Below are 18,681 nucleotides of genomic sequence, written 5' to 3'. Positions count from 1 at the left end.
TCCCTGCGCAGCAGACACCCCGTAGCCTCAGACCCATGAGAGCGATGTCGAACCTGCCGCCGACACCGGAATTTGGCTCGGCGCCGCAGTACCCGATCGAGTCGGTGGACAACGCACTCCGGGTGGTGCTGCTGCTGGGGGAGCACCCCAGCCTGCGGCTGACGGACGTCAGCAAGTACCTGGGGGTGGCATCATCCACTGCCCACCGGCTGCTTGCCATGCTCCAGTACCGCGGCTACGTCCGGCAGGATGCCGCGACGCGCAGTTACGTCCCGGGGCCGACCCTGGACTCGCTGGCCTTCGGTCTGCTGCGCCGACTCGACGCCCGAGACCGGGCACGGCCGGTGCTCGAGCGGCTCAACAACGATCTGGGGGAGACGGTGCACCTGGGCCGGCTCGAGGGGAACGAGGTCCACTTTATCGATTCCATCGAGAGTGATCGGGCCCTGCGAGTGGCCAACCGGCTCGGGCGCAGCATGCCCGCCCATTGCACTTCCACCGGCAAGGCGCTGCTGGCCATGCTGACTGACGATGAGCTACATCTGCTGTATCCCGACGAGCGGCTCATCCAGCTCACCCCGCATTCGCTAGGCACCCGGACCGAGCTTCTCGACGCGGTGCGCACGATCCGTTCCCGGGGGTTCGCGACGAGCAAGGAGGAGAGCGAGGAGGGTGTCGCCTCCCTCGCCGTCGCGCTGGCCTCGACCCGCTCTCCGCGGTTGGCGGTCAACGCCTCGCTGCCGCTCAGTCGCATGAGCTCGGCGACCGAGCAGGACATCCTCACTCGGCTGGTAGCTGCGGCGGAGGAGATCGACCACCTCCTGCTCTGATCGGCGTGGTCAGTCCGAGGTCGGCTGGGCCTCAGGCGGGACTGGGCTGCCCGCCGTCCCGGTCCAGCCGGTTGCCGGTCCCCTGGACGTGGCGCACAAAGGACCGCACCGCCGGGGCGATGCCTCCTTCGCGTGACCAGTAGATCCACAGCGGGGCGCTCATCGGGGTGTGCTCGTCGACCAGCGCTGGCCATCTCGCCGAGTCGTCGGCACTGAGGTTGTCGTCGGCGATGACGGCCACGCCCAGCCCGGCCCGGGCGAGCGCAACGAGTGTGGTGGCGTTGACGCTCTCCGACGTGATGTCGAGCCCGAAGCCCCCTGCCCGCAGCGCCGGCTCCAGCAGGCGCCGGGTGAGGCTATCGGCGGACCCGGTGAGCACCGGCTGGTCACGCAATTCAGCGACCGAGACGTGGCTCCGGCCCCGCCACGCGTGGTCGTCGGAGGTCACCACCGCCAGCCGCACGTCGCCGAGCTGGTGGCCCGCAAGACGCTGGTCGGCCTGCCCGAGGCCCGTCACGAGATCGACGTCCCCGTTAAGCACCTGTTCGATCGCGGGCAGGCCCGAGTACTCGTGGACGGCGACGTGGATAGCGGGATGCGCCGACCGGAAGGTGCCGATCAGGGGCGCGAGGAACCGTGGCACGTGCGGATATGCGCAGGCCACCGTGACGACGCCCGCTCGACCGCGAGCGAGTTCGTGGGCAAACTGGGAGACCGACTCCGCTCGATTCAGCAGGTAGTCGGCGCGGGGCAGCAATTGATTCCCGGCACCGGTGAGCTGTACTCCGCGGCCGGACCTCTCGAAGAGGGCGATGCCCAGCTCCGCCTCCAGCGCCTTGACCGAACGCCACAGCGAGGGCTGCGGCACGTCGAGGGTGGCGGCGGCGCGGAGGAACGACCCCTCGCGGGCCACCGCATGGAGATACCTGAGTTGACGCAGCTCCACGCATGGCTCCTAGTTACACCAGTGAATAGCTCGATCCCAGAATAGACCGTAGACAGCGCGTGATGAGGGTCATACGCTCCTACGTGTACTGCAAGGCAGAAAGTCGTCCTACCTTAAGGAGAATTGGATGTCGGAGTCTGGTGGAGGAACCGTGGCCACTGCGCGGCAGCGTCAGCTGGTCGAGCGGGCACTCGGTGAGTGGCAGGGCGAGGTGGCGGGTCGAGTCATCGTTGTCACCGGTGGAGCCCGCGGCATCGGCCGTTCCCTCTGCGAGGGACTGTTGCGCGCCGGCGCCAAGGTCGTTGCAGCGGACCTGACGTGGGACGACGCTGACGACTTCCGCAAGCAGCTGGAGTCGGACGGCAGCGGCATGGCCGTCGACATGGACATCACCGACGACGACGCCCTCGACGCCGCCCGAGACGCTGTAATCGACAGGTTCGGGACCGTCGACGTCCTAGTGAACAACGCGTCTCTGGTCTCCGAAACCCTCTTCCCGCCCACAGGCCACCGGAACACCCTTGACACGACCGACCGCGACTGGGAGGTGATGTTCGGCGTCAACGTGTTCGGCACGCTGAAGGCCATCCGCCGGTTCATCGAGCCGATGCGGGCCCAGCAGCGGGGCAGCATCGTCAACGTCGTCAGCAGTGGCGTCCTGGCCGTCGCCGCCGGCGGCGGCTACCACGGGCTGCGCCCGTGGACGGTCGAGATGCCTTACCAGGCCACCAAGGCCGCCGTGATGGCGCTGACCTTCTACCTCGCCGAGGAGGTGCGCGGCGACGGGGTCGCGGTTAACGCGATCATGCCGGGGCACACCCGAGCGTCGTGGTTCGACGCCACCGCCCGGGCCTTCAACGAGCAGGGCATCGCCTACTTCATGCGCCCGGCGATTCCCGAGCACCTGCTGCCGATCTCGCTCTTCCTCGCAGCCCAGGACAGCGCGGGGGCGTCCGGGCGCCTCTACTACGTGCCGGAGTGGAACTACGACCACGGCTACGGGGACTACGCCGCGTGGCAGGACCATGAGCTGCCTCCGGACATGGAGGAGATCTACAGCCGGCTGGAAGCCGCGACCCCGTCATACGAGCGGGCCGGCGTGGCCCACCTCCCCTTCGACGCGCAGGGCGCCCTGTACGCCGCGGGCATGGCTAACCTCGGGGCCCAGAACAGTTGGACCAGCAATGACAGCGCTCAGTGATACCGCAGACGCCCAGACGATCCGCTTACAGGTGGGCCGTTCGGGTCCGCCCTCCCATCTCACCTCACGCAACCCGTCAGACCCCGAGAGGACCCGATCATGACCAGCATTAGCGAACGCCCCGTTGACGTGGCCTCCGCAGGACTGCACGACCTGGTGAAGCCCGACGAGGGCGCCGTCAGCCGAACGGTCTTCGTCGACGAGGCAATCTACCGCAAGGAATTGGACCGGGTATTCACCAAGACGTGGTTGTTCATCGGCCACGAGTCCCAGTTGAGTGAGCCGGGCGACTACCTGACGAACTTCATGGGCGAGGACCCTGTGATCGCCACTCGCGGTGCGGACGGAGTGATCCGGGTGATGCTCAACTCCTGCGCCCACCGGGGCATGGCCGTGTGTAGCACCGACGCCGGGTCCTCGAAGTTCTTCCGCTGCCCCTACCACGGCTGGACCTACAGCAACAACGGCGATCTGATCGGTGTACCGCGCGCAGATACCGTCTACCATGGCGAGCTGGACAAGTCGCGGCTAGGTCTGAAGGCCGTTCCGCGGGTGGAGAACTACAAGGGCTTCATCTTCGCCAATTGGGACGAGGACGCCATCCCGCTGGTGGACTACCTCGGCGCTGACCAGCTCTGGTATCTGGACCTGGCCTTCGAGGCGCCGCTCGGCGGGCTCGAGGTGATCGGCCCCACGATGAAGTTCCGGATCAAGGCCAACTGGAAGCTGGCGGCGGAGAACTTCGCCGGCGACGACTACCACGTGCTCTACACACATGGGTCGGCCTTCCAGATCGGCTTCCTCCCCGATTACGACACGCTCGGCGACTACATCGCACATTTCGACCACGGCCACGGGATGGGCGACATCGGCAAGCCCGGCCGGGCCTATCAGAACGACGTCGGGATGGCTCAGTTCCTCGGGCCGGAGGCGATCGAGTACGTCAACGCCGTGCACGAGCGGCTCAAGGCCCGGGTCTCCCCGCTGCAGGCGGAGATGCACGGGCTCGGTCAGGGCAATATCTTCCCGAACCTGTCATGGATCAAGTTCGGCGTCTTCCACGTCTTCGGGCTCTTCCAATGGCACCCGAGGGGACCGGGTGAGATCGAGGTCTGGCAGACGGCGCTCTTCGACCGCGACGCGCCGCAGTCGGTCAAGGACGTCGCCCGCACCCAGATGTCCCAGGAGAATGCCGCGGCCGGGATCTTCGGCCAGGACGATGGCGAGAACTTCGAGCAAATCACCGAGTCCGCCCGCGGGGTGGTCTCCCAGACCCGGGATTTCAACTACGCGATGGGCCTGGGGCACGAGGGCGAGATCCACGAGGAGGGATACCCCGGCCATTTGGGGCCCCACTACTCGGAGCAGAACCACCGCAACTTCTATCGCTACTGGCTCGAACTCATGACCACCCCGGGAGAGCAGAAATGACCACTTCCCTCACCGATCTGCGCCGCGACGTAGAGGACTTCCTCTACAGCGAGGCCAAGATGCTCGACGAGCAACGCTACGACGAGTGGCTCGACCTGTTCACCGAGGATGTCCATTACTGGATGCCGATCACGGAGACCCGTGAGGTGCGGCAGCACCGGGACCACGTCCCCGGCGAGTGGTCGCTCATGGAGGAGGACGCCCGCTTCCTCGCCAAGCGGATGGAGCGCTTGGCCGGTGGCCTTGCCCACTCGGAGCAGCCGCGGTCGCGGACGCGTCGGTTCATCAGCAACGTCCTGGTCACCCCCGGGCCGGACGGCGACCTGGTAGCGGAGTGCAACTTCATCGTCTTCCAGTCCCGGCGGGCCAACTCCGAGCAGTTCTTCGTCGGCTCCCGTCGCGACCGGATCGTGACCTCCGGTGAGAACTGGAAGATCGCCGAACGGACCGTGCTCCTCGACCACCGGGTGCTGCCCCGTGCCATCTCCATCTTCTTCTGAGGCCCAGGCGGCTGACCTCGACGGCAGTCGGGACGTCGGGGCTGATGGCGCACCAGAGCCGAGTTCTTGGCTGCGCACCGGCTCTGCCGACGGCGAGCTCGTAGTCAGCAACGAGTTCGCCCGGGTGCGGGTACGCGCCGACCGAGACGGCAACGACCTTCGCCTGGCCATCCGTAGCCTGCGCACCGGCCGCGAGGTCTTCCTTGACGCGCTGCAGCTGGAGAGCCTCACTTGGCTCGACGAGAGGGCCTACACGACATTGCTCACCGAGCCGTTCGGACCGGAGTGACCGACCATCCCGCACCGGCCGCACGGCCGAACAGAGAGGAGCCTCAACGTGACGAGCGCTGAAGGGGGAACGGCCCAGCCCCAGGGGAACTCGTTCTGGGTGGACCTGCTGGGAACCGAGGTCCGGTACCGCCAGGCGAGCTCTTACCGCACCCGCAGCATCGAGGCAGGCGCCGGTGAGCCGGTAGTCCTGCTGCACGGCGTGAGCGGGCACGCCGAGACCTGGGTGCGCAACGTCGCCGTCCTCGGCCGGGACTTCCGCGTGCATGCCATTGACATGCTGGGTCACGGCTTCACCGACAAGCCGCAGATCGAGTACTCGATCCGCGCGCTCGCCGAGCACGTGCTCGGCTTCCTCGACGAGATCGGCGCCTCGCGAGCCCACCTGGTCGGGCAGTCTCTCGGTGGCTGGGTCGCGGCGTTTCTCGCCGTCCACCACCCCGAGCGGGTCGCCTCGCTCGTCAGCGTCACCGGGGCGGGGCTGCAGGTGGACGCCGACGGTGCCACGCTGACCGAGAACGTCGGCCGACAGGTCGCGGAGGCCACCACCAAGGCTCTGGACACCCCGACCCGGGAGAAGGTCCGGACTCGGCTGGAATGGCTGGTGCATGACCCGTCCGTGGTCACCGACGAACTGGTGGAGACCCGGTACCGGATCTACGCCAGCCCGGACTTCGCCGCCACCGCCGGTGACATGGTCGCCGCATTCACCTCCCGGCCCCGGCCGGAGGAACTGCTGACCGCCGAGCGGCTCGCGACGATCAACTGCCCGACGCTCGTGCTGTGGACCCGGCAGAACCCGACCATGCCGTGGCCGGTGGGGGAGGCGGCCAGCCGGATCATTCCCGATGCAACGTTCCGTCTGATGGAGGACGCTGGTCACTGGCCGCAGTTCGAGAAGCCGGCGGAGTTCCACGCTGTCGTCGGCGGTTTCCTGCGTTCGGTCACCGCGGGGCGCCGAGGTGGGCGCACCGACGGCGACGGCGACGGCGGCCCCACGGATCCGGCCACCAACCGGCAACGGGCGGCCCGCTGATGGGCAGCCTGGTAGGTGCGTACGCGACGTCCCACACGGCGATGATGATCCGAAAGTTTCAACCGGACAACGACGTGCACGCCGCAGTCCATCAGGCCTTCGCTCAGGTGCGTGCGGAGGTTGACCGGCTGTCCCCTGACGTGCTCGTCGTCGTCAGCAGCGAGCACCTAAAATCCTTCAGCTACGACAGCTTTCCGCAGATATGCGTCGGAATCGGAGAGATAGCCACCGGTTGGGGCGATGGAGGAGTGGCCAGCGCCGAGGTCCCACTTGCTGGCGCCTTCGCTGCCCAACTGCTCTCCGAGGGGGTGGCCACCGGGTTCGACCTCGCGTTCTCCGCCAACCCGAAGCTCGACCATGCGTTCATGGCACCATTGACCCTCATCCGACCAGAGATGGACATCCCGGTGGTCCCGGTGTTCCAGAACGCCAACACCGAGCCTCTGCCACCCCTGTGGCGCAGCGCCCAACTGGGGAAACTGCTGCGCGACGTCATCACGCGACGGCCCGCAGCCGAAACAGTGGTCGTGCTCGGGACCGGCGGGCTCTCCCACTGGGTCGGCACGCCGGAGATGGGCCAGATCAACTCCGCCTTCGACGAGCGGTTCCTGCAGCACGTGCGCGCAGGGGACCTCGGCGCGATCCTCGTCATGAAGACCGCCGACGTCCTCGCTGAGGCCGGCAATGGTGCCCCGGAGATCCGCAACTGGGTCACCGCGATGGCCGCCGCGTCCAGTCAGGAGGGCTGGGGAGTGTCGGAGCCTGAGCGGAGGCCCAGATCGGGGGGGGAGCCGACGGCCCGTGGGCCGAGAGGGGTCGTCCTGGCCTACGAGTCCGTCCCGGACTGGGCGACCGGGATCGCGCTGGCTCGGTTGGCCCCCGAGGAGGAACCGTGAACTTACCCCTGGACCAGGTCATCCGCCGGGTCATCCGGGATCCGGAGTTTCGTTCCATTGCGGAAGAGTCGGGCCAGCTCGCGGCCGACCTCGCAGGCGTACGGCTGGCCGATCTTGCGGCCGTCCTGGAGGGCGACCTGGTCACCCTCCATCAAAGGGGCGCCCACCCACTGCTGATCATGCAGCTGGCCGGTGCGCTCAGGATCGATCCGATGCGGCGCTTCGCCGCCGAACAGACTGCCCATGACCTAACCACGGAGGCGACGATGAACATCACGGTAGACCACCAGCGGTGTGAGGGCTTCGCCTCGTGCGTCGTGACCGCGCCCGAGCTCTTCGACCTCGATGACGAGCGCAGCGTCGCCGTCGTTCTGGAGCCTGTTGCCGGTGGCCCCCGCACCCACGCCTTAGCGCTCGAGGCCGCCGCAAGCTGCCCGGTGCGGGCCATCACCGTCCTCGACCCCCCGGTGGAGGAGCCATCGCTGCACGAGGCGCGGCCGGTGACCGACGGAGTATCCCCGGACGCGGTGGCAACCGCGGTCGAGGACGACTCCATGAGGCGGAGGTGACCGGTACGCCCTGTGCCCCGGTTCATGACGTGCTACCGCCGATGTTGGCGGCCGGCTACGCCGTTCAGCAGGTTCTCTCCGCTCGCGCTCTCGAGGGCGGCGCGGGCAAAACGACGACCGCCACGCACCTCGCCCGGGCTTACCAACTCGACGGGTTGAACACGACCCTGATCGACTCCGACCCGGAAGGGTAGCGCGCGCGACTGGGCCGCGGCATCCGAAGGCAACCCGGTGATGACTGTCGGCATCGACCGCCCCACCTTGGATCGCGACGTCCGCCGGCTCACAGCCGACACCGCGTCGCAGCTCCCGCACTGAACGAGCGGCGCCGACCGACGCCGCTCCCTGAGAGAAAGAAGCACACAATGTCAAACTCGCTCGATGGCAAGGTCGCACTCGTCACCGGTGGTGGCGGAGGGATCGGGCGCGAGACCGCGAAGGTCCTCGTCGACCATGGCGCACGGGTCGTCGTCGCCGACCTGTCCGAGGATGCCGGCAACGGGACGCTCGAGTACATCGACGGCGGAGACGCCGTGGCGTTCGTCCGGGCGGACGTGACCGACCTCGCGTCGATGCAGCACCTGGTCCAGGCCGCGGTGGACCGCTACGGCCGACTCGACATCGCGCACAACAACGCCGGCATCGAGGTCACCGGCCCCGACCTCGCCGACGTCACGGTGGAGCAGTTCGACAAGGTGATCGCCGTCAACCTCACCGGAGTGTTCATCAGCATGAAGGCCGAGATCCCGCAGATGCTGGCGCAGGGCGGCGGATCCATCATCAACACCGCCTCGTCCCTCGGGCAGGCCGCCATCGCCCACCAGTCCGCCTACGTCACGTCGAAGCACGGCGTCATCGGCCTCACCCGAGCCGCCGCGGTGGAGTACTCCGACAAAGGCATCCGCGTGAACGCAGTGCTGCCCGGGGTGATCCAGACGCCAATGATAGACGCGCTGGAGGAGACCTACCCCGGCTTCAAGGACGCGCTGCTGACGAAGCACCCGATCGGCCGACTCGGCACGCCGCACGACATCGCCGAGATGGTCGCGTGGCTCGGTTCCGACGCGGCCGCCTTCGCGACCGGCTCGCAGTTCGCCGTCGACGGCGGGTACCTCGCGATTTAGGCTCTCCTGACTGATCCGTGGGTCATTTCCGGCCTGGGAGGACGGGTCGGTGGCCGCCGAGGTTGAGCATGGCGAGGGCGATGAGGGCTTCGGGGGACTTGAAGCCGAAGGCGACGCGGGTGATGAGTCGGATCTTGGTGTTCACGGATTCGATGCGTCCGTTGGACAGGCCGTGCTCGATGGCGGCGAGGATCGAGGCCTTGTGCTTGACGATGCGGCGTTGGAGCTCGACGAAGGCGGGGATGCGGCAGCGTCGGGCCCAGCCGATCCAGCGTTCCAGGGCCGTCTCGGCCTCGTCGGCGGGTAGCTGGAAGACCAGGCGCAGTCCTTCCTTGAGCAGGTAGGCCCGGTGCAGGCGCGGGTCGGTCTTGGCGACCCAGGCGAGCTTGGCCTGCTGCCGGGTGGTGAGGTTCTCGGGGTTCTTCCACAGCGCGTACCGGGCGTGCTTGAGCGCCTTGGCGTGCCCGCTGGCCCGCCCGGCCCGGCGCTGCCGGACGGCGCCGCGGGCTTCGTTCCACGCCTGGCGACGGACCTCGTCCAGGGCGTCGGTGGCCCACTTGACGATGTGGAACGGATCGGCGCAGCGCACCGCGTTCGGGCACCGCTGGGCGACCACGGCGGCGATCCAGTCCGCCCCGTCGGCGCTGACGTGGGTGATCGCGGCGCACCGGTCGGGCCCGAGGGCCTCGAAGAACCTCGCCAGGGTGGGCTTGTCCCGGCCCGGGGCGGCCCAGACGAGCCGGCCGGTGTCGTGGTCGACCACGATCGTGAGGTAGCGGTGGCCCTTCTTGTAGGAGATCTCATCGATGCCGATCCGTCGCAGGCCGGCGAACCGGTCGCCGAGGGCCTCCACGTCGGTCCAGACCCGGGTGATGATCGCCCCGACGGTGCGCCAGGCGATGCGCATCAGCTCGGTGACCGCGGACTTGGAGCACTGCGTGGCCAGCCAGGCCACCTGCTCGTCGAAGACCAGGGTGTGGCCGGCCCCGTGCCTGGCCCACGGGACGGCGGCCACCGTGGGGCCGTGCTGGCGGCAGGCCACCCGCGGGGCGTCGGCCTCGAGGTAGACCTGCACCGTGCCCAGATCCAGGGCCCGCCACCGCCGCCGACCCTCGCCACGGTCGTACCCGGGCGACCTGCGCCCGCACCGTCCGCACCGGCCACGCACCCGAGCCCGGGGACGGACATGAGCCACCAGCAGCTGGTCGTCCTCATCGAACTCGATGTCCTCCACGACCGTCTTCTCGACGCCCAGCAAGGACCGCCATAGGCTTGCGTTCCGCACGCCGTTCTCCGCTCTTCAGGTAACTGACCTCAACAGCCAGAAACCTAGGCAGAGAGCGGCGTGCCCTCGTCAACGGCTCGCGAAAACACCCACGGAAGCGTCAGGAGAGCCGCGATTTAGACGAGGTGGCCACGACGGACGGGAGGCACGGTGTCAGCTGGCACCGTGCCTCCCGTCCGTCACCGGTCGCGCCGCCGTCGACGCTGTAGTTCTGTCCGGTCACCCAAGAGGACTCGTCGGAGGCCAGGTAGAGCGCCATGTACGCGATGTCCTCGCCCGTGCCGGGGCGTTGAATGAGCGCGTTGCCGACCTGCCAGGCCTTGCCCTCCGCGTCCACCGTCTTGTCCGTCGCCGGTCAGCGTTCCCGGACCAGGCCACCGCCTACCGGGCCGTGTTCCGGTGGGCGAACCGCTACAACACTCGCCGGCGCCACTCCGCGATCGGCAACATCAGCCCGAACGCCTACGAAGCCGCGCGCTCCGCTACGCTCGCGGAAGCGGCATAACCGAACCGACACCGTGTCCACGATCAAGGGCCAAGGCCCGACGACGGGTGGGTCGGTCTCGGATCGGGTCGGTCTACCCGATGACGGACGATCCGCGGGGCCCCACGGGAGACGAAGGGGGAAGCGCTCCGCGCTCCCCCCTCACCCGGTGCTCCCACCTCGCCACGGCGAGAACACCACCGTCAGCTCCTCGAGCATCACGTCCCACGCCAAGCAGCAGCCATGCACCGACGGCGGCCGCCTGCTCGGCGCTGATCCCGGCGCAGCCGTGCTCGAGGGCGTGAGTGACGATCTGCGCTTCGCCGCTCCACGAGATCCTGGGTCGGTCCGAGGTAGAAGCGGTCCACGGCGGCGGCACCGGTGAGTTCGAGGACGACGTAGTGCTGCCGGGTCGGGGTCGTGCTCGGGGTCGACGGGGCACCCCGCCACCGGTTCGGGGTCCGGGTCAGAGAGCCCGGCGGATCGGCTGAACGATGACCACGCGGTCGGGGTCGGTGGGGCTCTCGAAGCGGACCGGGCGCAGTGTGCCCGAGGCGGAGAGGTGGACCTCCTCGTCGACCAGGGCCTTCAGCGCGGCCGTGAGATAGCGGCTGTCGGGGCCTGACCCCGGTTCTTGGACACGCTGAATCCAGCACGTGGTGCTGGGGAAGCGAGATGATCCGAGAATCATGGCTAGGAAGAACTATTCCGAGGAGTTCCGTCGTCAGGGCCGTCGACTTGTACGAGTCCACCCCGGGTGCCACGGTCCGCGGCATCGCCGAGGACCTCGGCATCGTGCATGGCACGCTGCGGGGTTGGCTCGAGGTCTACGGGACCGGCAAGAAGACCGCTGCTGACGGGACGTTGACCTCCAGCCCACTGCAGTCCAGGCCGTCGAAGAAGAACTCCTCGGCGCCTGAAGGTGAGACGCCGGAGCAGAAGATCGACCGACTGGAGGCCGAGAACGCGGCGCTGCGGGCCGAGACCACCAAGCTCACCACCGAGCGGGAGATCCTGCAGCGGGCGGCCAAGTATTTCGCCGGGGAGACGCGCTGGTGAGTCGCTTCCAGTTCGTCGCCGACAACTCCGCCACCTTCGAGGTGAAGCGACTGTGCGAGCTCGTCGAGATCGAGCGCTCCTCCTGTCAACGGCGAGTGAACTGGTCGTTGAAATCGCCGGGGCCAGTGAAGGTGCGCCCGGGTAGGAACGAGGTCTCGAAGAACCCGTTGCGGCGCTCGACCAGGCCCTTGAACTCCGGGTCACGTGGCGGGGCGAGCTTGATCCGCACCCCCAGGTGCCGACGAAGGTCGCAGCACAGTGAGCTTGCCGGTGCCACCGATCGCCACTTCACGGTCCCACACCAGCGTCCGCGGGCTCGCGCCCCAGGCGCCGAGGATGGCCCACATGCCGGCCAGAATGTCGCCGCCCTGACGCGACGGGATCATCGCGCCACCCGTGATCCGCGAGTAGCCGCACGTCATCGCCAACACCGGCAGGATCTGTGCCTGACCGCCGCCGACAGGGATCAGCAGGGGCGGGAACCACAGGTCGCATTGAGCGACCTGACCGGGCTCGTACACGACCCGATCGGTCGGGTCGACACCGACGAACAAGGGCCGCAGCTCACGGACTCGTTCCTTGAGGATCGTCATCGAGTGCTGCCAGCCGACGCGCTCGGCGATCACCGTGGCCGGCATCTTCGGATGCTCCTTCAGCAGCAACCGGATCTGCGGCTCGACGGCGTCGACCAGCGACCCCTTCGGCGGCCGCACGTACCGCGGTGGCGTGTCGGTCTTCAGCGCCGACGCGACCGTGTTCCTCGCGATCCCCAACTCGCGTGCAATAGCGGACTGCGAGAGCCCCTCGGACTTGTACAGCCGACGAATCGGCCCAGTTCTCCAACGTGATCACACCCCAAGGCGTACTCGGGGTGCTCAACTTTCACCCGTCGATTACTGCCCAGTTTTCAGGCTCTCCTGACGCTTCCGTGGGTGTTTTCGCGAGCCGTTGACGAGGGCACGCCGCTCTCTGCCTAGGTTTCTGGCTGTTGAGGTCAGTTACCTGAAGAGCGGAGAACGGCGTGCGGAACGCAAGCCTATGGCGGTCCTTGCTGGGCGTCGAGAAGACGGTCGTGGAGGACATCGAGTTCGATGAGGACGACCAGCTGCTGGTGGCTCATGTCCGTCCCCGGGCTCGGGTGCGTGGCCGGTGCGGACGGTGCGGGCGCAGGTCGCCCGGGTACGACCGTGGCGAGGGTCGGCGGCGGTGGCGGGCCCTGGATCTGGGCACGGTGCAGGTCTACCTCGAGGCCGACGCCCCGCGGGTGGCCTGCCGCCAGCACGGCCCCACGGTGGCCGCCGTCCCGTGGGCCAGGCACGGGGCCGGCCACACCCTGGTCTTCGACGAGCAGGTGGCCTGGCTGGCCACGCAGTGCTCCAAGTCCGCGGTCACCGAGCTGATGCGCATCGCCTGGCGCACCGTCGGGGCGATCATCACCCGGGTCTGGACCGACGTGGAGGCCCTCGGCGACCGGTTCGCCGGCCTGCGACGGATCGGCATCGATGAGATCTCCTACAAGAAGGGCCACCGCTACCTCACGATCGTGGTCGACCACGACACCGGCCGGCTCGTCTGGGCCGCCCCGGGCCGGGACAAGCCCACCCTGGCGAGGTTCTTCGAGGCCCTCGGGCCCGACCGGTGCGCCGCGATCACCCACGTCAGCGCCGACGGGGCGGACTGGATCGCCGCCGTGGTCGCCCAGCGGTGCCCGAACGCGGTGCGCTGCGCCGATCCGTTCCACATCGTCAAGTGGGCCACCGACGCCCTGGACGAGGTCCGTCGCCAGGCGTGGAACGAAGCCCGCGGCGCCGTCCGGCAGCGCCGGGCCGGGCGGGCCAGCGGGCACGCCAAGGCGCTCAAGCACGCCCGGTACGCGCTGTGGAAGAACCCCGAGAACCTCACCACCCGGCAGCAGGCCAAGCTCGCCTGGGTCGCCAAGACCGACCCGCGCCTGCACCGGGCCTACCTGCTCAAGGAAGGACTGCGCCTGGTCTTCCAGCTACCCGCCGACGAGGCCGAGACGGCCCTGGAACGCTGGATCGGCTGGGCCCGACGCTGCCGCATCCCCGCCTTCGTCGAGCTCCAACGCCGCATCGTCAAGCACAAGGCCTCGATCCTCGCCGCCATCGAGCACGGCCTGTCCAACGGACGCATCGAATCCGTGAACACCAAGATCCGACTCATCACCCGCGTCGCCTTCGGCTTCAAGTCCCCCGAAGCCCTCATCGCCCTCGCCATGCTCAACCTCGGCGGCCACCGACCCGTCCTCCCAGGCCGGAAATGACCCACGGATCAGTCAGGAGAGCCAGTTTTCACGCGTCGTCGACATGTGGTTCGGCGCATCTGGTAGAGGATCGCCGATCCGGGCGGGCGTCGACGTTGACGATGCAAAGGTTGCTTGGGTTGGCCCACACCGATGCTCCGCTTCCGCGAGATGAACGACTCCGCCCTCCCTGGCATTACCGCCCTTAGTGACCACCCGGGTTGAGCGCTCGAAGCAGCTCAGCGGCCTGCGGTGAGATGGCAGGCGGGGCAACGGTGGTGGCGTCTCCGGTCGTGATGACCGCGGAGCGGAGGGGCCGCAGGGTCTCGTCAGGTGCGCCTCGATGGAGTCGCGCAGGCGCGCGAAGACGGGTCTGGCTGGTCCTCGAGCACGGACCGACCGCCGGCGGGCAGACCGTCCCCACCCCGGACCCTCGACCACGGACCGGCCGGCACCCTCACGACCGACCCCACCCCCAGACCGACCCCAAGGGCCCGCCGGGGCGGGCCCCGGCCGAAGGCCGGCGGGCAGCGCGGAGCGCTGCCCGCGGAGAGGAACGGGTCAAGGCCCAGCAGGCCCTCTCACGCACCGGATGGTGGCTCCTCGACAGCGACGACACCATCGTCGGGTTCACCCGCACACCGCGCCGCGGGCAGCGCCGCAGACCCACCACGAGACGGCTCAAGTCCCAGGCCCAGGTCGCGCGAGCTCACGCCGACCTCGCCGAGCGCCGCGCCACGACCCAGCACGCACTGACCAAGCGCCTGTCCACCTCCCACGACGTCGTCGCGATCGAGGACCTCAACGTCGCCGGGATGACCCGCACCGCCAGAGGCACCCTCGAGCAGTCCGGCAGCAACGTGCGCGCCAAGGCCGGCCTCAACCGTTCCATACTTGACGTCGGCTTCGGCGAGATCCGCCGCCAGCTCACGTACAAGGCAGCTTGGTACGGGTCCCGCCTGGCCGTCATCGACCGGTGGGAACCGACCAGCAAGACCTGCTCGACCTGCGGCACAGCAAGAGCCACGCTGCCCCTGGCCGAGCGGGAGTACCACTGCACCACGTGCGACACACGGATCGACCGGGACCTCAACGCAGCCCGGAACATCCTCGCCGCCGCGGTGATGCTCGACGACGCCCGCGGAAAGCAGGAGTCACGAAACGCCCACGGAGGCCCAGGCGCGGACACGTCCGCGACAAGCCGCAGATGTGAGGAAGGCCAGGACCCCCCGGGTACCGGCCACCCCGACCGGGGAACCGGTCGGCCACCCCCACAAACCCAGCCTGATACGGCCGCACCCGCGGCATAACCCCAGGTCACGAAGCGTCCGCTCCGCGCGAGCGGGGGTGGTCCCGAGGCGGAACTGACCGCCATCGTGCGGGCCCTGTCCGCTCCGCGCGAGCGGGGGTGGTCCCCCGCACCAGCCCGAGCAGCTCCAGCAGGCCAGTCCGCTCCGCGCGAGCGGGGGTGGTCCGTTCATCGACCAGATGATGCGCGGCACCCTTGAGTCCGCTCTACGCGAGCGGGGGTGGTCCCTGATGATGCTGACCTACCTCAGCGCGAAGGCAGTCCGCTCCGCGCGAGCGGGGGTGGTCCGGCACAGCGTCAGACACCGACCCCGACGACGTCGATACTGAGGGCCAGGACGAGGAGGACGACCATGGCTAAGCACGCTCGTAAGGGCGCATCGGTGACGAACTCGAGGGTGCAGACCAAGTCCGGTCGGTTCATCTCTGCCAAGACTCAACGCGCGGCCGCGAAGGTCTACGTCAAAGCGAGCGAGAAGGCCGGCGAGCCGGTATCCCAGCGCATCCGCGACCTCGCATCAGGACGACCCTGACCTCAGCTGCGCCGAGGGGCTCGCTCAGACCGGCACGACCTGCGCTCAGATCTTCCGCGCGCGGGGTTGGACCTGTCAGTCGTTGATCTGGTGCACGCGGGCCAGGGAGCCGGTGCGTAGCTCGGAGGTGCTGACCCGACCGAGCGTCGAGGTCCAGGCGTGGTCGCCGGGGCGCCCGGGCAGCCGACGTCGCTTCGTGGTCGACCAGGACCGGTCGGTGAGGGTGGCCAACACCCGCCGGCCCAGCACGGCGGCATCTCCGGCAGCTAGGTTGACCAGGGCCATCTCGAGGGACCCTGGCTGCTCGACCGTCACGACGTGCGCGACGTCGTCGACCAGGCCGGCCTCGTCGGTGGAGAAGACCCAGGCGAGCATGTCCATCCCCGCCGGCCCCGCCAGGGGACTGTCGTGGAAGACGAGGTGCTCTCCCGGGGACAGGCGCGCCGGCGCCGACGTGCGTGTCTGCGCGAGCCGGCCCGCCGGCAGGTAGTACACCGCCGCCTGCGTCAGGGCCAGGCCGACCGCGGCCAGCTGCCAGCCCGCGTGGGCAGCGCTGGCATCACCGCGAGCGCCGCGGACTGCGCCCTCTTCTAGTCCGCGTCGGGCGATCTCGAGAAGGTTCATCCGCAGCGCGTGGGCGTGACCGGGGAGGAGGTTGAGCATGGGGTGGGGGGTGTCGCCGATCACCGAGGAGATCTGGGCGTCGCGCAGGGTGTGGTCGACGAGGTGCTCGCGGATGGTGTCGTGGTTCGCTGCTGTGCTCGAGGTCAGGCTTAGCCGGTCGGTGGCCAGCTGCATGCGTCGGTTGAAGACCCGCTCGGCGTCGGTTGCGGCGCGGTCGTGGTCCATTCCGAGGGCCTTGACCTGGGTGCTCGAGCGGCGGAAGCCCAGAGCCGGTGCCGGGTTGTCGGCGTCGGGGCCGATCGCCATGGTGTCGCGCAGGACGGTGTCGCGGCCGTCGGGGCCTTGCATCACTTCGGTGACGCGGAGCTGCACTCCTGGGGTGTCTCGGGCTGCCATCTCGAACCCGGTGAGCATGCGTCGGGTGCTCTCCTCGTCGGCGCGGTTGCCGACGGCCATCGCCGCGTCGCGCAGCTGCCGGGTGCAGTCCATGAGGCGATCAGCCAGAAGCTTCAGCTCGTCGACGTCGACGTCGTCGGTGCTGCGCTGTTGTGCGACCAGCCGGGACAGCTCGGTGCAGAACGCGCGGGCGCGCTCGGCGTCGGTGTTGTCGACGGCGCGTCGCAGTGCCTGCAGGTGCATCGCCCCGCAGGTCTGCTCGAGGTCCTCTTCTTGATCGCCGCGGTAGTGCGCCAACCCGGTGGCGACGGAGAGCAGCTCTACGGTGTCCTGCACCATCTGCTCGTGGGGGGACCAGACGAGCTTCTCTTGGGCCGAGCCCGTGGGGTCCTTGGGGGTGAAGCGCTCCGACAGGGCGTTGTACCAGCCCATGAAGTCCTCGAAGAGGCGCTCTGCGGTGTCCGGCGTCTGGGTCATCGCTGCTCAGCCACGAAGTCGTCGACGGCGGCGAGGTCGGCTTCGCCGCCGAGGTCATGCATCGACCCCGACCAGATCGGTGAGGCGTAGGTGCGGGCTCGCTCCGAGTCGTTGGTCTCTTCATCCCATGGGGAGCGCAGCAGGGCGCAGCGGCCGGTCTTGCTGTTCTGAGGACTGATCTCGTATGCGATGAGGTGCCCGGTGGAGGCGTTGAAGCGCTTGCGGGCGAAGGTGAGCAGCCACCCGCCGTGCGGCATCCCGCCGGGCGGACCTTGTCCGCGCAGGCGGAAGCCCCAGTCGCTCTCGGCGGGAGCCCCTCCGGTGCGGTCGTCGGTGCTCGGCTCGAGGACGGGCAGGCCGATCGCGGCGGAGAGCTCGTCGAGGGAGTCGTAGATCTTCATGCGGGGCGTCCTCCTGTGCTGGGTAGGTGGTCACACGGGTCAGCGGCACGGTCGGGGAGTCGTGTTGCTCTCACGGTGCCGGGTCGGACTGACATCGCCAGTAGCCCCCGCGGGGTCGGTGTGATCGCTCGAAGCAGCGCCGAGCAGGTCCTGGTCCGTCCCGGTGCGACGTTCGGCATGAGGGGCCGGCGCTGCGAGAGCCCGACACGATCGGCGGCCACCGCAGGTGCGTCCTGCACGTCGATCGCCGCCCCATGCGCTCGACCGTAGGTGCCCCGGCGAGAGGGCGCCACCGCGTGGCATGCGCCGCTGGGATGTCACCACGCTCGCCTACCGTCATAGGCAGACGAGGGCAGAGAGGTGGTCGACATGTGGTGTCTGTGCTGGCGAACCGGCCGTGACCAGGGTGGTCGCCTGTGACCCTGGTGATCGCTGTGCTCGGCCTGGTCCTGTCCGTCGTCAACACCGCGTGGCAGGTACGTCAGCACGCCCTGTCCGGAGCGCGCGTCGCCGTCGAGCTCCACTGGGGAGCGATGGGTCAGGGACGTGTCGCGTCGGCACCCATCACGGGCAGCTTGGAGAACTTCCGGCACGCAGGAGTCGACACCCCGATCTTCGTGGTCACGGGAGCGAACGGCGGCCGCTCACCCATCGACGTCACCGGCTTCTACATCGACCTCAAGGGAGGAGGCTCCTATTCGGTAGCGGGCGCCGGGATCAACCCGCAGCTGCCGCACCGGCTTGAGCCCGGGTCTTCTGTCTCCTTCTACATCGTGATCGACGAGGTCGAGCGCCTCATCACAGCGCTCTCGATGACCTACGGAGGGACCATCCGGGGAAGGCTCAACTTGGCGGTGGGCGACGCGAAGACCAGCGACTGGGTGGCGTACTCCGTTGCCGACCACGGCCCACCACCGGCTCAGGAGCCCCAGCGCCGGCTGCGACCTTGGGCAAGGCGCGGCTGACCGAGCACTCGGTCTCACCTTGCCTCGCCGTGTAGGCGCGAGCCGCGGTGTTGTTCGCCCCTTAG

At 68.7% G+C, this 18,681-nt stretch carries 20 protein-coding genes, 1 pseudogene and 1 CRISPR repeat array; of the genes and pseudogenes, 14 read left to right on the top strand and 7 right to left on the bottom strand.

Translation table 11 applies throughout. The features are described 5' to 3' along the window. Positions 1 to 35: 35 nt before the first annotated feature. Positions 36 to 830 (top strand): IclR family transcriptional regulator, encoded by a 795-nt coding sequence (locus JT1_RS16925; protein ID WP_207084496.1) that lies wholly within the window; start codon positions 36 to 38, stop codon positions 828 to 830. A 31-nt stretch (positions 831 to 861) separates the two neighbouring features. Here the strand turns inward: JT1_RS16925 and JT1_RS16920 are convergent, their stop codons facing one another. Then, positions 862 to 1,776, bottom strand: coding sequence for a LysR family transcriptional regulator (locus JT1_RS16920; protein WP_068329723.1), 915 nt, complete (start codon positions 1,774 to 1,776; stop codon positions 862 to 864). A 151-nt stretch (positions 1,777 to 1,927) separates the two neighbouring features. Between JT1_RS16920 and JT1_RS16915 the strand changes: the two genes are divergently transcribed. From JT1_RS16915 to JT1_RS16875, 9 genes are all read left to right on the top strand, one after another. Next, positions 1,928 to 2,977, top strand: a complete 1,050-nt coding sequence (locus JT1_RS16915) for an SDR family NAD(P)-dependent oxidoreductase (RefSeq protein WP_218005631.1) — start codon at positions 1,928 to 1,930, stop codon at positions 2,975 to 2,977. Between the two features lie 99 nt (positions 2,978 to 3,076). Next, positions 3,077 to 4,408, top strand: a complete 1,332-nt coding sequence (locus tag JT1_RS16910) for an aromatic ring-hydroxylating dioxygenase subunit alpha (protein ID WP_032491530.1) — start codon at positions 3,077 to 3,079, stop codon at positions 4,406 to 4,408. Next, on the top strand, positions 4,405 to 4,908 hold the full coding sequence (locus JT1_RS16905) for an aromatic-ring-hydroxylating dioxygenase subunit beta (RefSeq protein ID WP_032491531.1): 504 nt from the start codon (positions 4,405 to 4,407) through the stop codon (positions 4,906 to 4,908). Before JT1_RS16910 ends, JT1_RS16905 begins: the two co-directional genes overlap by 4 nt. Then, positions 4,886 to 5,197 carry a hypothetical protein gene (locus JT1_RS18520; RefSeq protein WP_169702089.1) on the top strand — a complete coding sequence of 104 codons (312 nt, stop codon included), beginning with the start codon at positions 4,886 to 4,888 and terminating at the stop codon, positions 5,195 to 5,197. Before JT1_RS16905 ends, JT1_RS18520 begins: the two co-directional genes overlap by 23 nt. Positions 5,198 to 5,245: 48 nt before the next feature. Then, positions 5,246 to 6,232 (top strand): alpha/beta fold hydrolase, encoded by a 987-nt coding sequence (locus JT1_RS16900; protein ID WP_032491532.1) that lies wholly within the window; start codon positions 5,246 to 5,248, stop codon positions 6,230 to 6,232. Beyond that, positions 6,232 to 7,128 (top strand): DODA-type extradiol aromatic ring-opening family dioxygenase, encoded by an 897-nt coding sequence (locus JT1_RS16895; protein WP_068329717.1) that lies wholly within the window; start codon positions 6,232 to 6,234, stop codon positions 7,126 to 7,128. Before JT1_RS16900 ends, JT1_RS16895 begins: the two co-directional genes overlap by 1 nt. Beyond that, positions 7,125 to 7,697, top strand: coding sequence for a ferredoxin (locus tag JT1_RS18760; protein WP_032491534.1), 573 nt, complete (start codon positions 7,125 to 7,127; stop codon positions 7,695 to 7,697). The genes JT1_RS16895 and JT1_RS18760 overlap by 4 nt, the downstream gene beginning before the upstream one ends. Before the next feature lie 41 nt (positions 7,698 to 7,738). Continuing rightward, entirely contained in the window at positions 7,739 to 7,891 is a 153-nt protein-coding gene (locus tag JT1_RS19200; protein WP_345914401.1) for a nucleotide-binding protein, read from the top strand. Positions 7,892 to 8,062: 171 nt separating this feature from the next. Beyond that, positions 8,063 to 8,821 (top strand): glucose 1-dehydrogenase, encoded by a 759-nt coding sequence (locus JT1_RS16875; protein WP_068329714.1) that lies wholly within the window; start codon positions 8,063 to 8,065, stop codon positions 8,819 to 8,821. A 22-nt stretch (positions 8,822 to 8,843) separates the two neighbouring features. Here the strand turns inward: JT1_RS16875 and JT1_RS16870 are convergent, their stop codons facing one another. Together JT1_RS16870 and JT1_RS16865 are read right to left on the bottom strand one after the other, a co-directional pair. After that, complete coding sequence (locus tag JT1_RS16870) at positions 8,844 to 10,106, bottom strand: ISL3-like element ISTesp2 family transposase (protein ID WP_032491516.1); 1,263 nt, start codon at positions 10,104 to 10,106, stop codon at positions 8,844 to 8,846. Between the two features lie 100 nt (positions 10,107 to 10,206). Next, entirely contained in the window at positions 10,207 to 10,443 is a 237-nt protein-coding gene (locus tag JT1_RS16865) for an SDR family oxidoreductase (protein ID WP_068329709.1), read from the bottom strand. A gap of 836 nt (positions 10,444 to 11,279) precedes the next feature. Between JT1_RS16865 and JT1_RS16855 the strand changes: the two are divergent. Next, positions 11,280 to 11,732: pseudogene (locus JT1_RS16855) on the top strand (transposase); the annotation flags it as partial. 117 nt (positions 11,733 to 11,849) lie between these two features. Here the strand turns inward: JT1_RS16855 and JT1_RS16850 are convergent. Further along, a complete protein-coding gene (locus tag JT1_RS16850; RefSeq protein ID WP_218005640.1) occupies positions 11,850 to 12,311 on the bottom strand; it encodes a hypothetical protein in 462 nt (153 codons plus the stop codon). Between the two features lie 359 nt (positions 12,312 to 12,670). Between JT1_RS16850 and JT1_RS16845 the strand changes: the two genes are divergently transcribed. Continuing rightward, positions 12,671 to 13,933: an ISL3-like element ISTesp2 family transposase gene (locus JT1_RS16845; RefSeq protein WP_032491516.1), complete on the top strand. Its 1,263-nt coding sequence runs from the start codon at positions 12,671 to 12,673 to the stop codon at positions 13,931 to 13,933. A gap of 275 nt (positions 13,934 to 14,208) precedes the next feature. After that, positions 14,209 to 15,222, top strand: a complete 1,014-nt coding sequence (locus JT1_RS18515; protein WP_169702090.1) for an RNA-guided endonuclease InsQ/TnpB family protein — start codon at positions 14,209 to 14,211, stop codon at positions 15,220 to 15,222. 16 nt (positions 15,223 to 15,238) lie between these two features. Next, positions 15,239 to 15,509: direct repeats of the CRISPR family, unit length 28 nt; unit sequence GTCCGCTCCGCGCGAGCGGGGGTGGTCC. 9 nt (positions 15,510 to 15,518) lie between these two features. Here JT1_RS18515 and JT1_RS19035 read toward each other — a convergent pair. The 3 genes from JT1_RS19035 to JT1_RS16830 all read right to left on the bottom strand — a co-directional run bounded on the left by JT1_RS19035 (position 15,519) and on the right by JT1_RS16830 (position 17,651). Then, entirely contained in the window at positions 15,519 to 15,644 is a 126-nt protein-coding gene (locus JT1_RS19035) for a hypothetical protein (RefSeq protein ID WP_255218356.1), read from the bottom strand. A gap of 184 nt (positions 15,645 to 15,828) precedes the next feature. After that, positions 15,829 to 17,250, bottom strand: a complete 1,422-nt coding sequence (locus tag JT1_RS16835) for a hypothetical protein (protein WP_068329697.1) — start codon at positions 17,248 to 17,250, stop codon at positions 15,829 to 15,831. Next, a complete protein-coding gene (locus JT1_RS16830) occupies positions 17,247 to 17,651 on the bottom strand; it encodes a hypothetical protein (RefSeq protein WP_068329694.1) in 405 nt (134 codons plus the stop codon). The genes JT1_RS16835 and JT1_RS16830 overlap by 4 nt, the downstream gene beginning before the upstream one ends. 416 nt (positions 17,652 to 18,067) lie before the next feature. Between JT1_RS16830 and JT1_RS16825 the strand changes: the two genes are divergently transcribed. Continuing rightward, a complete protein-coding gene (locus tag JT1_RS16825; RefSeq protein ID WP_068329691.1) occupies positions 18,068 to 18,616 on the top strand; it encodes a hypothetical protein in 549 nt (182 codons plus the stop codon). Positions 18,617 to 18,681: the final 65 nt, after the last annotated feature.

The sequence above is a fragment of the Janibacter terrae NBRC 107853 genome (assembly GCF_001591405.1).
Lineage (GTDB): Bacteria > Actinomycetota > Actinomycetes > Actinomycetales > Dermatophilaceae > Janibacter > Janibacter terrae.
The sequence above is the reverse complement of the archived record's forward strand: the minus strand, read 5'-3'. Positions and strand labels throughout refer to the sequence as shown.

What these genes read in the sequence shown, in the direction of transcription:
- JT1_RS19035 (WP_255218356.1), bottom strand. Translation starts at nt 15,644, where the DNA reads ATGAACCGACCGGACTTGGTCTGCACCCTCGAGTTCGTCACCGATGCG.
- JT1_RS16905 (WP_032491531.1), top strand. Translation starts at nt 4,405, where the DNA reads ATGACCACTTCCCTCACCGATCTGCGCCGCGACGTAGAGGACTTCCTC.
- JT1_RS16830 (WP_068329694.1), bottom strand. Translation starts at nt 17,651, where the DNA reads ATGAAGATCTACGACTCCCTCGACGAGCTCTCCGCCGCGATCGGCCTG.
- JT1_RS16875 (WP_068329714.1), top strand. Translation starts at nt 8,063, where the DNA reads ATGTCAAACTCGCTCGATGGCAAGGTCGCACTCGTCACCGGTGGTGGC.
- JT1_RS16910 (WP_032491530.1), top strand. Translation starts at nt 3,077, where the DNA reads ATGACCAGCATTAGCGAACGCCCCGTTGACGTGGCCTCCGCAGGACTG.
- JT1_RS18515 (WP_169702090.1), top strand. Translation starts at nt 14,209, where the DNA reads ATGACCGCGGAGCGGAGGGGCCGCAGGGTCTCGTCAGGTGCGCCTCGA.
- JT1_RS16895 (WP_068329717.1), top strand. Translation starts at nt 6,232, where the DNA reads ATGGGCAGCCTGGTAGGTGCGTACGCGACGTCCCACACGGCGATGATG.
- JT1_RS16925 (WP_207084496.1), top strand. Translation starts at nt 36, where the DNA reads ATGAGAGCGATGTCGAACCTGCCGCCGACACCGGAATTTGGCTCGGCG.
- JT1_RS16835 (WP_068329697.1), bottom strand. Translation starts at nt 17,250, where the DNA reads ATGACCCAGACGCCGGACACCGCAGAGCGCCTCTTCGAGGACTTCATG.
- JT1_RS19200 (WP_345914401.1), top strand. Translation starts at nt 7,739, where the DNA reads ATGTTGGCGGCCGGCTACGCCGTTCAGCAGGTTCTCTCCGCTCGCGCT.